This window comes from Pseudorhodoferax sp. Leaf265 (assembly GCF_001422365.1).
Lineage (GTDB): Bacteria > Pseudomonadota > Gammaproteobacteria > Burkholderiales > Burkholderiaceae_C > Pseudorhodoferax.
Window position 1 is genome coordinate 140,835 of sequence record NZ_LMMT01000040.1, and the last position, 13,937, is coordinate 154,771.

General features: G+C 70.2%; 12 protein-coding genes. 6 read left to right on the forward strand and 6 right to left on the reverse strand.

Annotated elements, in window-relative coordinates; translation table 11 throughout:
* Positions 1-23 precede the first annotated feature (23 nt).
* The gene (locus ASF45_RS32070; RefSeq protein ID WP_056673273.1) at positions 24-1,055 is read left to right on the forward strand and encodes an HD domain-containing phosphohydrolase; all 1,032 of its coding nucleotides are present in this window, start codon (positions 24-26) and stop codon (positions 1,053-1,055) included.
* Between the two features lie 13 nt (positions 1,056-1,068).
* Here the strand turns inward: ASF45_RS32070 and ASF45_RS32075 are convergent, their stop codons facing one another.
* The 3 genes from ASF45_RS32075 to ASF45_RS32085 all read right to left on the reverse strand — a co-directional run bounded on the left by ASF45_RS32075 (position 1,069) and on the right by ASF45_RS32085 (position 5,570).
* Positions 1,069-3,030, reverse strand: a complete 1,962-nt coding sequence (locus tag ASF45_RS32075) for a MacB family efflux pump subunit (RefSeq protein WP_056673275.1) — start codon at positions 3,028-3,030, stop codon at positions 1,069-1,071.
* Positions 3,027-4,238 carry an efflux RND transporter periplasmic adaptor subunit gene (locus ASF45_RS32080; RefSeq protein WP_056673278.1) on the reverse strand — a complete coding sequence of 404 codons (1,212 nt, stop codon included), beginning with the start codon at positions 4,236-4,238 and terminating at the stop codon, positions 3,027-3,029. The genes ASF45_RS32075 and ASF45_RS32080 overlap by 4 nt, the downstream gene beginning before the upstream one ends.
* Before the next feature lie 69 nt (positions 4,239-4,307).
* On the reverse strand, positions 4,308-5,570 hold the full coding sequence (locus tag ASF45_RS32085) for a TIGR03862 family flavoprotein (protein ID WP_056673281.1): 1,263 nt from the start codon (positions 5,568-5,570) through the stop codon (positions 4,308-4,310).
* A 142-nt stretch (positions 5,571-5,712) separates the two neighbouring features.
* Between ASF45_RS32085 and trxA the strand changes: the two genes are divergently transcribed.
* From trxA to ASF45_RS32110, 5 genes are all read left to right on the forward strand, one after another.
* Entirely contained in the window at positions 5,713-6,045 is a 333-nt protein-coding gene (gene trxA / locus ASF45_RS32090; protein ID WP_056673284.1) for a thioredoxin TrxA, read from the forward strand.
* A 201-nt stretch (positions 6,046-6,246) separates the two neighbouring features.
* Positions 6,247-7,509 (forward strand): transcription termination factor Rho, encoded by a 1,263-nt coding sequence (gene rho, locus ASF45_RS32095; protein ID WP_056673287.1) that lies wholly within the window; start codon positions 6,247-6,249, stop codon positions 7,507-7,509.
* A 231-nt stretch (positions 7,510-7,740) separates the two neighbouring features.
* Complete coding sequence (locus ASF45_RS32100; RefSeq protein ID WP_056673290.1) at positions 7,741-7,998, forward strand: type B 50S ribosomal protein L31; 258 nt, start codon at positions 7,741-7,743, stop codon at positions 7,996-7,998.
* Positions 7,999-8,085: 87 nt separating this feature from the next.
* The gene (locus ASF45_RS32105; protein ID WP_056673293.1) at positions 8,086-9,777 is read left to right on the forward strand and encodes a hypothetical protein; all 1,692 of its coding nucleotides are present in this window, start codon (positions 8,086-8,088) and stop codon (positions 9,775-9,777) included.
* Positions 9,777-11,117 carry an MATE family efflux transporter gene (locus ASF45_RS32110; RefSeq protein ID WP_056673296.1) on the forward strand — a complete coding sequence of 447 codons (1,341 nt, stop codon included), beginning with the start codon at positions 9,777-9,779 and terminating at the stop codon, positions 11,115-11,117. The genes ASF45_RS32105 and ASF45_RS32110 overlap by 1 nt, the downstream gene beginning before the upstream one ends.
* On the opposite strand, the gene phoR is transcribed toward ASF45_RS32110, so the two are convergent.
* The 3 genes from phoR to phoU are packed head-to-tail and all read right to left on the reverse strand — an operon-like array spanning position 11,101 to position 13,935.
* Positions 11,101-12,441: a phosphate regulon sensor histidine kinase PhoR gene (gene phoR, locus ASF45_RS32115; RefSeq protein ID WP_056673298.1), complete on the reverse strand. Its 1,341-nt coding sequence runs from the start codon at positions 12,439-12,441 to the stop codon at positions 11,101-11,103. The two genes, ASF45_RS32110 and phoR, sit on opposite strands and share 17 nt — an antisense overlap.
* A 37-nt stretch (positions 12,442-12,478) precedes the next feature.
* The gene (phoB, locus tag ASF45_RS32120; protein ID WP_056673301.1) at positions 12,479-13,237 is read right to left on the reverse strand and encodes a phosphate regulon transcriptional regulator PhoB; all 759 of its coding nucleotides are present in this window, start codon (positions 13,235-13,237) and stop codon (positions 12,479-12,481) included.
* Positions 13,234-13,935 carry a phosphate signaling complex protein PhoU gene (gene phoU, locus ASF45_RS32125; protein ID WP_056673305.1) on the reverse strand — a complete coding sequence of 234 codons (702 nt, stop codon included), beginning with the start codon at positions 13,933-13,935 and terminating at the stop codon, positions 13,234-13,236. Before phoU ends, phoB begins: the two co-directional genes overlap by 4 nt.
* Positions 13,936-13,937 lie beyond the last annotated feature (2 nt).

Here is a 13,937-nt window from a genome sequence, read left to right on the forward strand (position 1 = left end):
ACGTGCCTCAAGGAGCCCCTTCCATGCAGCGCCGCCGGCCCATCCTGATCGTCGACGACGAACCGGCCAACCTCGCCACACTGCGCCAGATTCTGGCCGACGAGCATCCGCTGGTGTTCGCCCGCGACGGCGCCGAGGCGCTGGCCGCCGCGCACAAGCACCAGCCGGCACTGGTGCTGCTGGACATCCGCATGCCCGACATGGACGGCTACGCACTGTGCCGCCGCCTGAAGGCCGACCCGGCCACGCGCGACACGCCCGTGATCTTCGTGACCGCACTGTCCGAGGTCGGCGACGAGGCCGCGGGCTTCGCCGCCGGCGGCGTGGACTACATCGTCAAGCCGGTGTCGCCGCCCATCGTGCGCGCCCGCGTGCGCACCCACCTGTCGCTGGTGCGCACCACGGCGCTGGAGGCCAGCTACCGCACGGCCATCTTCATGCTGGGCGAGGCCGGGCACTACAACGACAACGACACCGGCGTGCACATCTGGCGCATGGCGGCCTACGCGCGGCTGCTGGCCACGGCCTGGGGCTGGGACCCCGAACAGGCCTCCATGCTGGAGCTGGCTGCTCCCATGCACGACACCGGCAAGATCGGCATTCCCCACACCATCCTGTGCAAGCCCGGCAAGCTCGACGCAGCCGAGTGGGAGATCATGCGCACGCATCCGCGCATCGGCCACGACATCCTGGTCAAGAGCCGCGCGCCGGTGTTCCAGCTGGCGGCCCAGGTGGCGCTGGCCCACCACGAGCGCTGGGACGGCTCGGGCTACCCCCAGGGCCTGGCCGGCAAGGACATCCCCGAATCGGCGCGCATCGTCGCCATCGCCGACGTGTTCGATGCGCTCAGCATGCGGCGGCCCTACAAGGAACCCTGGCCGCTGGACCGCATCATGGTGGCGCTGCACGAGGGCACGGGATCGCATTTCGACCCGGACATGGTGCCGGTGTTCGCCGCCATCCTGCCGCAGGTGCTGCAGGTCAAGCAGCGCTGGGACCAGCGCGAGGCCGACGAGGGCGAGCCCTTCAGCGCCTCGGTGCTGCTGCCGCCATAAACCGCCGTTCGCCTCAGTTGCGCATCAGCGCCTCGACCGGATCGAGCCGCGCCGCGTTGCGCGCCGGCAGGTAGCCGAACACCACGCCGATCAACGTGGAGCACAGGAAGGCCGCGGCCATGGCCGTGCCGGAGAACGCCAGCGTGAAGGTGCTGGAGAACTGCGCGAACAGCGCGCCGATGCCCAGCGCCAGCGCGATGCCCAGCAGCCCGCCGCTGAGGCAGACCAGCACGGCCTCGATCAGGAACTGCTGCTGGATGTCGCCCTGGCGCGCGCCCACGGCCATGCGCACGCCGATCTCGCCGGTGCGCTCGGTCACGCTGACCAGCATGATGTTCATGACGCCGATGCCGCCGACCACCAGCGAGATCACCGCGATGGCGGCGATCAGCAGCGTCAGCGTGGCCGTGGTGGCCTCGATGGTCTGGCGGATGCTGTCGGTGTTGAGCACGTAGAAGTCCACGCGCCCGTGGCGGCGTTCCAGCAACTGCCCGATGCCCTGCTCGGCCGCGGCCATGGGCATGCCGTCGGCCACGCGCACCGTGATGCTGGACAGGTAGGGCTGGCCCATGAGCCGGCGCATGGCCGTGGTGTAGGGCACGTAGACGTTGAGCCGGTCGCTGCCGGGGCCGAAGCCGCCGCTGGTCTTCTGTGTCACGCCGACCACGGTCACCGGCATGCCGCCCAGCAGCAGCACCTGGCCCAGCGGATCGCTGCCGGCGAACAGGCGCTCGCGCGTGTTGGCGTCGATCACGGCCACCTGGGCCAGGTCGCGCATGGTGCCGGCGTCCAGCGCCGTGCCCTCGGCCAGCGCCATGCCCTTGACGCGGAAGTACTGCTCACCCACGCCGCTGACGGTCACGGCCGCATCGGCATTGCGCCAGCGTGCCGTGACGGCCGTCGCCACGTTGGGCGTCACGCTGTCCACATAGCCCTGGCCCATCAGCGCGTCGGCATCGCTGGGCAAGAGCGTCTGGATGCGCGCGGCGCGCGGGTCGCCGAAGCCGGTGCCCGAATACACCTCGATGGTGTTGGTGCCGATGGCGCTGATGTCCGCCAGCACCTTGCGCCGCGCACCCTCGCCCAGCGCCACGACCGAGACCACCGAGGCGATGCCGATGACGATGCCCAGCATCGTCAGCAGCGTGCGCAGCTTGTGCGCGTTCATGGCCAGCAGCGCCATGCGCAGCGCCTCGCGCAGCCGGTCGGCCCAGCCGCCCAGCAGGCCGCGCGAGGGCGCCGGTGTTTCGGTGCGCAGCGCGGCAGCGGGCCGGGCCGCCGCGCGCGGCGTGGGGCCGTCGGCCACGATGCGGCCATCGCGCAGTTCGACGATGCGTTCGGCATGGCCGGCCACGCCCATGTCGTGCGTGACGATCACCACCGTGTGGCCCAGGGCATGCAGTTCGGCCAGGATGGCCATGACCTCGGCGCCCGCGTGCGTGTCCAGCGCACCCGTGGGCTCGTCGGCCAGGATCACGCTGCCGCCATTCATGAGCGCGCGCGCGATCGACACGCGCTGCTGCTGCCCGCCCGAGAGCTTGCCGGGCGGGTGCTCGCCGCGCTCGGCCAGGCCCAGCCGCGCCAGCAAGGCCTGCGCGCGTTCGGCCCGCTCGGCGCGCGGCCGGTTGGCGTAGACGGCCGGCACCTCCACATTGGCCCGGGCCGAGAGGTCGGGCAACAGCTGGTAGCGCTGGAACACGAAGCCGAAGTGCTCGCGCCGCAACGCGGCCAGTGCGTCGGCGTCCAGCGCGCCGACGGCGCGGCCGGCCACGCGGTAGCTGCCGCGCGTGGGCCGGTCCAGGCAGCCCAGGAGGTTCATGAGCGTGGACTTGCCCGAGCCCGACTGGCCGACGATGGCCACCATCTCGCCGGCGTGGATGGCCAAGTCGATCTCCTGCAGCACGGCCAGCATGCCGTCGGCCACGGGGAACTCGCGCCAGATGCCCTGCAGCGCGAGCAGCGGCTCCGGGTTCATGGTCGTGGCCGCCCCATGCCTGCGCCACCGCTGCGCAGGGCCTGGGCGTCGCCCAGCACCACGCGCTCGCCCTCCTGCAGGCCTTCGAGTACCTCGGCGCGCACCTTGTTGTCGATGCCGATGCGCACGCTGCGCGGCTGGGCCTGGCCCTGCGCGTCGATCACGCGCACCTGCTGGTGGCCATCGGGCGCGCGCACACCGAGCGCGCCGACCGGGATCGTCAGCGCGCCCTTGGCCTCGCCGCGCACGATGTAGACCGTGGCCGTCATCGAGATGCGCAGCGCGCGGTCCGGGTTGGCCACGTCGAACAGCCCGTTGTAGTAGATGGCCGTGGCACTGGCCGTGCTGTTGCCGGTGGGCGAGGACGACAGCGTGCTGCTGGCACTGGTCTTGATCGCGTCGGTGGCCGGCTCCACCGTGCGCAGCTTGGCCTCGAAGCGCTTGTCGGGTTCGCCCAGGATCGTGAAGTACACGCGCTGGCCAGGCTGCACGCGCGTCACGTCGGCCTCGGAGATCGAGGCCTTCACGGTCATGGTGTCGACCTGGGCCACGATGATGATGGTCGGCGTGGTCTGGTTGGCGTTGACGGTGGTGCCCTCCTCGGTCACCACGGCCACCACCTGGCCGGCGATCGGCGCGACGATGCGCGTGTAGCCCAGGTCCACGCGCGCCGTGTCCACGGTGATGCGGGCCTGGGCGACCTGGGCCTGCAACGCGTTGACGCTGGCGCGGCCGGTGGCGACGGCCGCCTCGGCAGTGTCCAGGTTGGCCTGCGAGGTGGCGTCCTGCGCGCGCATGCGGCGTTCGCGGCCCAGCGTGGTCTCGCTCTGCGCCAGCGTGGCCCGGGCCGAGGCCAGTTGCGCCTGGATGCTGGCCAATGCGGCCTCGGCCGTGCGGATCTTGTTCTGCTGCGGCACCGAGTCGATCTCGGCCACCAGCTGGCCGGCCTGCACCTCGTCGCCGAGCTTGACCTTGAGCGACTTGACCTGGCCCGAGACCTGGGCACCCACGCTGACCTGGCGGAAGGCCTGCAAGGTGCCGTTGGCCAGCACCGTGTTCTCGATGTCGGCCCGCGTCACGGGCGCGGTGACATAGGCCGGCGGCGGCGTGGCCGCGAAGCCCCAGCGGTACAGGCCATAGGCCAGGGCGAGCAGGACGACGGCGGTGAGGGCGAGGCGCAGGCGCCGCGGTGCAGGAGAAGACGGCATAGGCGGGCGGCATTCTCGGCCAGGGCCATGACGCCCCTGCCCGTCCGCGGGTAAAGCTGTGTGAACCGGCTAGGCCTGCTGCAGGTGCGCGAGCACGCCCTCGGCCGCCACCACGCCGCTGGCCATGCAGGCCGTGAGCAGGTAGCCGCCGGTGGGGGCCTCCCAGTCCAGCATCTCGCCGGCGCAGAACACGCCAGGCAGGGCCTGGAGCATGAGGCCGGCGTCCAGCGCATCCAGGGCCACGCCGCCTGCGGTGCTGATGGCCTCGGCCACCGGCCGCGGCGCAGCGAGTTGCAGCGGCACGGCCTTGATCGCCTGCGCCAGCGCGGCCGGATCGTGCAGGGTCTCGGGCGCCAGCACCTCGTGCAGCAGCGCGAGCTTGATGCCGTCCAGCGCGAGCCGGCTCTTCAGGTGGCTGGACAGCGAGCGCGCGCCGCGCGGGTGGCGGCAGGCGGCCAGCACCTGCTCGGGCGTGCGGTCGGGCAGCAGGTCCAGCCACAGCTGTGCCTGGCCCGTTCGCGCGATCTCCTCGCGCAGCAGGCGCGATGCCGCGTAGACCAGGCTGCCCTCGATGCCCGTGGCCGTGGCCACGAACTCGCCCTTGCGCGCGAACCAGCCGCCCTGGCCATCGGCGCAGCGCAGCGCGACCGACTTGAAGGGCTGGCCCGCGAAGCGCTCGGCGAAATGCGCGCTCCAGCCGGCACCGTCCTGCGCGCGCGGCGTGGGCTGCAGGTCGAAGCCGCAATTGGCCGCAGCCAGCGGCGTGATCGCCACCTGGCGCGCGGCCAGCAGCGGTAGCCAGGCCGCGTCCGAGCCCAGGCGTGGCCAGCTGGCGCCGCCCAGCGCCAGCACCGTCGCGGCCGGCCGGGTCTGCACCGGGCCGGTGGGCGCGTCGAATTGCAGGCTGCCGTCCCCGGCCCAACCGGTCCAGCGGTGCCGCATGTGCAGGCGCACGCCGGCTTCGCGCAAGCGGTGCAGCCAGCCGCGCAGCAGCGGCGCGGCCTTCATGTCGGCCGGGAACACGCGGCCTGAGGTGCCGACGAAGGTGGCCACACCCAGGCCCTCGGCCCAGTCGCGCACGCCCTGCGCATCCAGCCGTGCCAGCCAGCCGGCCACCACGCCCTGCTGCGCGCCATAGCGCGCCACGAAGCGCGCCGCGTCCTCGGAATGTGTGAGGTTGAGCCCGCCCTTGCCGGCCAGCAGGAACTTGCGGCCGACCGAGGGCATGGCGTCGTAGAGATCGACCGACAGGCCGGCGCGGGCCAGCCGCTCGGCCGCCATGAGGCCGGCGGGACCACCGCCGACCACGGCGATTTGCGGGGTCTGCCTCATGTTTTTCCTGCCGTGCACGGCGCCTGTTCAATAGCCGCTTTGGCTATGGCGGCTATAGCCTTTCGGCCCCCGCTTGGGTACTTGGTTTCTGTCACAATGCCGCGACTTTAGCCGTACCGTATCACCATAAAGGAAGCGACCAATGGCCAACGAATTGATCAAGCATGTGTCCGACGCGAGCTTCGAAGCCGATGTGCTGAAGTCCGCAACGCCCGTGCTGGTGGACTACTGGGCCGAATGGTGCGGCCCGTGCAAGATGATCGCCCCGATCCTGGACGACGTTGCCACCGGCTATGCCGGCAAGCTGCAGATCGCCAAGATGAACGTGGACGAGAACCGCGACATCCCCGCCAAGTTCGGCATCCGCGGCATCCCCACGCTGATGCTCTTCAAGGGCGGCGAGCTGTCCGCCACCAAGGTCGGCGCCATGAGCAAGGCCCAGCTGACCGCCTTCATCGACCAGCAGCTCGCCTGAGCTCCGGCCCACCGCCTGCCCGAACCGGTCTTCCGCGCACCGGCCCATCGGACAGGCGTTCTTTCCTGTCATAATCCCCCGCAGTTCACCGCTACCCCCACCAGGGGCCAGCGGTTCGATTCAGGTGCAAGGCGCTCGCCGCCTCCTCCGCACCACCTCCCCCGCGTAAGCCACCACTGAACTCCCCGACGGAGTCATCCCATGCACTTAAACGAACTCAAGGCTCTGCACGTGTCCGAAGTCCTGCGGCAGGCCGAGGAATTGGAGATCGAGAACACGGGCCGCATGCGCAAGCAGGAGCTGATGTTCGCCATCATCAAGAAGCGCGCGCGTGCCGGCGAACAGGTGTTCGCCGACGGCGTGCTGGAAATCCTGCCCGATGGCTTCGGCTTCCTGCGCAGCCCGGACACGAGCTACACCGCCAGCACCGACGACATCTACATCAGCCCGAGCCAGGTGCGGCGCTTCAACCTGCACACCGGCGACATGATCGAGGGCGAGGTGCGCACGCCGAAGGACGGCGAGCGCTACTTCGCGCTGAACAAGCTGGACAAGGTCAACGGTGGCGGTCCCGAAGAGAACAAGCACAAGGTCATGTTCGAGAACCTGACCCCGCTGTTCCCCAAGGAGCAGATGAAGCTCGAGCGCGACCTGAAGGGCGACGAGAACATCACGGGCCGCATCATCGACATCGTGGCGCCCATCGGCAAGGGCCAACGCGCGCTGCTGGTGGCCCCGCCCAAGAGCGGCAAGACGGTCATGATGCAGCACATCGCGCACGCGATCGCGGCCAACTACCCCAACAGCTACATGATGGTGCTGCTGGTCGACGAACGCCCCGAAGAAGTGACGGAGATGCAGCGCTCGGTCAAGGGCGAGGTCATCGCTTCCACCTTCGACGAACCCGCCGCCCGCCACGTGCATGTGGCCGAGATGGTGATCGAGCGCGCCAAGCGCCTGGTCGAACTCAAGAAGGACGTGGTGATCCTGCTGGACTCCATCACGCGCCTGGCCCGCGCCTACAACAACGTCGTGCCCTCCTCGGGCAAGGTGTTGACCGGCGGTGTGGACTCCAACGCGCTGCAGCGCCCCAAGCGCTTCCTGGGCGCGGCCCGCAACGTGGAAGAAGGCGGCTCGCTGACCATCATCGGCACCGCGCTGGTGGATACCGGCAGCCGCATGGACGAAGTGATCTTCGAAGAGTTCAAGGGCACGGGCAACTGCGAAATCCACCTGGACCGCCGCCTCTACGAGAAGCGCGTGTTCCCCTCGATCCAGCTCAACCGCAGCGGCACGCGCCGCGAGGAACTGCTGCTGGCGCCCGAGATCCTGCAGAAGAGCCGCATCCTGCGCCAGTTCATGTACAACATGGACGAGATCGAGTCCATGGAGCTGATGCTCAAGAACATGCGCGCGACGAAGACCAACACCGAGTTCTTCGACATGATGCGCAGAGGTGGTTGACCACCCCGTTTCTTGCGCACTTCGTGTAGCCGAATCCCCTCAAGGGGCGCTCCCAGCGGCCCGGCAAAGCCGGTTTCGCTGGAGCACTGGCAAGGCAGCACAGTCTCTGTGCCATAATCGTCGGCTTTTCGCGGCAAGTATCTTGGCTTTGGATTGCATGAGAGGTTCATGCAAGGCACGGGACGGCTGTCGCAACTGACACAGCTTCAACGGCTGGCAAAAGGAATTCCCATGAAAGAAGGCATCCACCCGAACTACCGCGAAGTGGTGTTCCAGGACATGTCCAACAACTTCCAGTTCGTCACGCGTTCGTGCGTGAACACCAAGGAAATGATCAAGCTGGAAGACGGCCGCGAACTGCCGCTGTTCAAGCTGGACACCTCGAGCGAATCGCACCCCTTCTACACCGGCACGCAGAAGTCGGTGGACAACATGGGTGGCCGCGTCGAGCGCTTCCGCAACCGCTTCGGCAAGACCGCTGCCAAGTAAGCAGCTGTTCACAAGGCACGCAGCCCAAGGGCAGCCCGGTTCGACCGCGCTGCCCTTTTTGCTGCCCTCTTCCATCTTCCCCGACCAGTGAACCAACCCAGCCCCGCCATCGTCGCCCAGAGTTCGGTCCGCCGCCTCCCGCGCTGGCCCTTGCTGCTGTTGTGTGCGGCCTATGTGCTGGCGGGATTCGTCGGGCGCGACCCGCTCAAGAACAACGACGTCGCCACCTTCGGCACCATGCTGGAGCTGCTGGCGGGCACCACGTCATGGTGGAACCCCACGCTGATGGGCCAGCCCGAGCCCGGCGTGCTGCTGCCGTTCTGGCTGGGTGCCGGCGCGCTGGCACTGGCCCCGTCCTGGGTCGATCCGGCCTTCGCCGCGCGCATTCCTTTCATGCTGCTGCTGGCCGCGGCCCTGGCCTGCACCTGGTACGGCGTGTACTACCTGGCCCGCGCACCGCGCGCCCAGCCCGTGGCCTTCGCTTTCGGTGGCGAGGCCCGCCCGGCGGACTACGCGCGTGCGCTGGCCGATGGCGGCTTGCTGGCCTTGCTGGCCTGCCTGGGCCTGGCCCAGCTCTCGCACGAGACTTCGCCGGCACTGGTGCAGCTCGGCTGCGCGGCGCTGGCCTTCTTCGGCCTGGCCGCCCTGCCCTACCGCGCGGGCCAGTCGCTGGCGGCACTGGCTGCCGGCCTGTTCGGTCTGGCCCTGTCCGGCGCGCCCAGCGTGGCGGTGCTGCTGGGGCTGGGCGGCGCCGCCACCTGCCTGATCGAGCGCGGCGAAGACGATTCCCCGGCCGAGCGGCGCCGCGCCGCCCTGTGGGTGCTGCTGCTGGCGCTGGCCACGGCGACCCTGGCGTTCGCGCTCGACCTGTGGCGCTGGCGCATTGCCCTGCCCGCGGCCCAATGGAGCACCTGGCGCAGCCTGGGGCGCCTGCTGCTGTGGTTCACCTGGCCGGTCTGGCCACTGGCGCTGTGGACGCTGTGGCGCTGGCGCGGCCAGTTGCTGGGCGGACGGCCGCAGCGGCATTTCGCCATCCCGCTGTGGTTCCTGCTCGTGCTGCTGGCCGGCACACTGGTGGCCCCGCCCTCCGACCGCGCCCTGTTGCTGGGCCTGCCGGCCATGGCCGCGCTGGCCGCCTTCGCCCTGCCGACCTTTGGGCGCAGCATGGGCGCGCTGATCGACTGGTTCACGCTGCTGTTCTTCTCCAGCTGCGCCATCACGATCTGGGTCATCTGGATCTCGCTGCAGACCGGCGTACCGGCCAAGCCGGCCGCCAACGTGTTCAAGCTCGCACCGGGCTTTGAGCCCGTCTTCTCGCCGACCGCCTTCGTGCTGGCCCTGATCGCCACGGGGGTCTGGATCTGGCTGGTGCGCTGGCGTGTCGGCCGCCACCCAGCTGCGATCTGGAAAAGCCTGGTGCTGCCGGCCGGGGGCACGGCGCTGTGCTGGTTCCTGCTCATGACGCTGGGCCTGCCCACGCTCAACTACGCGCGCAGTTACGCGCCGCTGGTGCGCCTGGTACAGGCGCAGATGCAGGGCCCGCAAGGCTGCGTGGAGATCCACGGCTTCACGCGCGCGCAGATCGCGGCCTTCCGCTTCCACGGTGGCATGGACCTGCGGCCGGCCACGGACCAGCCTTCCGCCTGCCCCTGGCTCCTGGTGCATTCGGACGCCACCTCCACGCTGCGCGCCACCGTTGGCGCCCAGCCCTGGACCCTGGTGGGCTCCGTCCGTCGCCCGGCCGACAAGGACGAGGACATGCTGCTGTTCCGGCGCTGATGGCGTCGGCGGAACTCTCGCGCATCGCCCGGCACGCCGGCACCATCCTGGTCGGCCAACTGGCCGTGATGGCCTTCGGCGTGACCGACACGCTGGTGGCCGGCCGCCATTCCGATGCGGCACTGGCCGCGTTGTCGGTCGGCTCTGCCCTGTACATCAGTGTCTATGTCGGCCTCATGGGTGTGCTGCAGGCCCTGCTGCCGGTCTGGGCCGAACTGCGCGGCGGCGGCCGCGGCCACGAGATCGGCCGCTCGGTGCGCCAGTCGCTCTACCTGGCCGCCGCCTGCGCCCTGCTCGGCTGCGGCGCGCTGCTGGCACCCGCGCCGCTGCTGCGCTGGGCCGATGTGCCACCGGCCATGCGCGCCGAGGTGCAGGACTACCTGGCCGTGCTGGCCATGGCCTTGCCGCCCGCGCTGCTGTTCCGTCTCTACAGCACCTTGAACCAGGCGTTGGCCCGGCCACTGTTCGTGACCTGGCTGCAGGTCATCGGCCTGGTGCTCAAGGTGCCGCTGTCCATCTGGTTCACCTTCGGCGGCGCGGGGCTGCCCGCGAGCGGCGCGGTCGGCTGCGCCTGGGCCACGCTGGTCGTGAACTACGCCATGCTGGCCGTGGCCTGGTGGATGCTGCACAGCCAGCCGCTCTACGCCGAACTGGCCATCCGCGCCCGCATCGAAGCGCCGGACTGGCGCCGGCTGGCCGAGTTCCTGCGGCTCGGCGTGCCGGCCGGCCTCGCGGTGCTTGTCGAGGTGAGCTCGTTCACGCTGATGGCGCTCATGATCGCGCGGCTGGGCACGGTGGCATCGGCCGGCCACCAGATTGCCGCCAGCATGACGGCCGTGCTCTACATGGTGCCGCTGTCGCTGGGCCTGGCGACCAGCGCGCGGGTGAGCTGGTGGCGTGGCCAGGACGACGCGGGCCGCGCACGCGCGAGCCTGCGCACCGGCCTGGCCCTGGCCGCCGGCATGGCGCTGCTGCTGGCCGGCACGGTGGCGCTGCTGCGCGGGCCCATCGCTGCGCTGTACGCGGGCAGCCCGGCCGTCGCCGCGGTGGCGGCAAGCCTCCTAGGCTGGGTCGCGCTGTACCACCTGGCGGATGCGGTGCAGGCGGTGTGCGTGTTCATACTGCGCAGCTACCGCGTGACGCTGGTGCCGCTGCTGGTCTACGGCCTGCTGCTGTGGGGCGTCGGCCTGTACGGCGGGCAGTTGCTGGCCTACCGCGGCCTGGGCCCCTGGCCGGCGCTGCAATCGCCGGCGGCATTCTGGATGGCGGGTGCCGCTGCACTGGGCACCACCGCCGCCGTCTTCCTGCTGCTGCTCTGGCGCCTCACACGGGCGCGCTGAGCGGCGTGCTGGCGCGCACGCGGCTGGCCGGGAACACGATGGCAAAGCGCGAGCCCTTGCCCAGCACCGACTGGATGCGCAGCTCGGCACCATGGCGCTGCACCACGTGCTTGACAATGGCCAAGCCGAGGCCCGTGCCACCGGTCTCGCGCGAGCGACTGCGGTCCACGCGGTAGAAGCGCTCGGTCAGGCGCGGCAGGTGCTCGGGGGCCACGCCGGGACCGGTGTCCTCGACGGAGAACTCCAGCTGGCCGGCCGGCAGCGTCTGCCAGGCCACCTTCACGCTGCCGCCGCCCGGCGTGTAGCGCACCGCATTGCTCACGAGGTTGGACAGCGCGCTCATGAGCTCGGTGCGCGAGCCCGCCAGCGCCAGCGCCGGCGGCGGCGCGAACTCCAGCGCATGGGGCGCGCTCTGGCCTGCCGTCAGCAGTGCCGACAGGGCCTGGACTTCGTCCTCGCATTCCGCGCTGAGCTGGTCCAGCGCCGTCCATTCGCCGCGGCCCGGCGGCGGGCTGCCTTCGATGCGCGACAGCGTCAGCAGGTCGCTGACCAGGGTCTGCATGCGTGAGGCCTGCTGCGCCATGAGTTCCAGGTAGCGCGCCCGCTCGGTCTCGTCCAGCGGCAGCGACTGCAGCGTCTCCACGAAGCCGGTCAGCACCGTGAGCGGCGTGCGGATCTCGTGCGAGACGTTGGCCACGAAATCGCGCCGCATCGCCTCGGCCTGCTCGAGTGCCGTGACGTCGTTGGACAGCATGAGCCGCCGGCCTTCGCCGTAGAAATGCAGGCGCACGGCCAGCCGCACCGGGCGGCCGGCGCTGTCGCCACGGCCGGTGACGATGGCGTTGCGTGTGGGGTCGGGGTTGGCGTAGTAGGCCGTGAAGGCCGGGTCGCGCACCAGGTTGCCGATCAGTTGCTCGTGGTCGCGCTCGGTGTCGATGCCGAAGTGCGCGGCTGCCGTCGGATTGCACCAGTTGATACGCCCCTCCGCGTCCAGCAGGATCACGCCGTTGGACGAGGCCTGGATCGCTTCGAGGAACTCCTGCAGCCGGCGCTCGCTGTCCTGCTGGCGGCGTTCGCCGATGCGTTGCAGGCGGCGCAGCCGGTCCGCGAACTCGCCCCACAGGCCGCCCATGCGCGGCAGGTTCTGGGGGTCGCCGTCACGCAGGCCGCGCAGCACGCGCAGCGCGCGCACCAGGTCGACCGTCCACCAGGCCAGGCCCGCCAGCAGCATGCCGGCACAGGCGGCAGGCCAGCCCCGCAACCACCAGCCAATGGCGGCACCGGCCACCAGGAGGACGACGAAACTCGTGAAACGCAACCACATGCAGGCGATTGTCGCGGCTGCCCGCGCGGGCTGAGGTTCAGGAGGCGGACGCCGACGTGGAAGGCGCCGGCGCAACACGCGCGGCGCGCGTGGTGGCCACGGGTGCCACCGGCTGGGCCGTGATGCGGTAGCCCGCGCCGCGCACCGTCTCGACCATGGGGCCGGCCGCGCCCAGTGCCTCGCGCAGGCGCTTGACGTGCACGTCCACCGTGCGTTCCTCGATGAACACGTGATCGCCCCAGACGCGGTCCAGCAGCTGCGAACGGCTGTGCACCCGCTCGGCATGCTGCATGAGGTAGTGCAGCAGCTTGAACTCGGTCGGGCCCATCTTGAGCGGCTGCCCCTCGAAGCTCACGCGGTGCGTGGAGCTGTCCAGCAGCAGCGCGCCGATCTGCACCGAACCACCGGCCTGCTCCGGGGCACGCCGGCGCAGCACGGCGCGGATGCGCGCCAGCATCTCCTTGGTGGAGAACGGCTTGGCAATGTAGTCGTCGGCGCCGGCGTCCAGGCCGGCCACGCGGTCGTGCTCGTCGCCGCGCGCGGTCAGCATGATGATGGGCACGGCCTTGGTGCGCGGGTCGGCGCGCCACTTGCGTGCCAGCGACAGGCCGCTCTCACCGGGCAGCATCCAGTCCAGCAGGATCACGTCGGGCAGCACCGCGTCCAGCTCGACCTGCGCGGTCACGCTGTCCATGGCCCAGGTCGGCTGGAAGCCGCTGTGGCGCAGGTTCACGGCCAGCAACTCGGCGATCGCGGGCTCATCCTCGACGATCAGGACACGGGGCATGTGCTTCATTGGACTGCGGACTCGACCTGTTCCATGCTGGCATGGCGCACGTCGGCTCCCTTGACGATGTAGATGATGAACTCGGCGATGTTCTTGGCGTGGTCGCCGATGCGCTCGATGGCCTTGGCCAGGAACAGCAGGTCCAGGCTGGCGGAGATGGTGCGCGGGTCTTCCATCATGTAGGTGATGAGCTTGCGCACGAAGCCGTCGAACTCGCGGTCGATCAGGTCGTCTTCCTTGAGGATGCTGACGGCGGCCGCCGTGTCCAGCCGCGCGAACGCGTCCAGTGCCTTGCGCAGCAGGCCCGAGGCCAGATCGGCCGAAACGCGCAGGTCCAGCGTGGGCAGCTGGCGCGCCGAGCCGCTCTGCGCGATGGACTTGGCCATGCGCGCGATCTTGGCGGATTCGTCGCCCACGCGCTCCAGGTTGGCCGTGGTCTTGGAGATCGCCAGCAGCAGGCGCAGGTCGCGCGCCGTGGGCTGGCGCCGGCCGATGATGGAGGCCAGCTCGCGGTCGATCTCCACTTCCATGGCGTTGACCTGCTGCTCGGCCGCTTCGACCTCGTCGGCGACCTCGGTGCTGAACTGGGCCAGTGCGTAGATCGCCTTGCGGATCTGTGATTCCACGAGCCCGCCGAGTTCCATGACGCGGCTGGACACGTTGTTCAGCTCGGCATCGAACTGGGTCGAAAGATGTTTGTCCGACATGT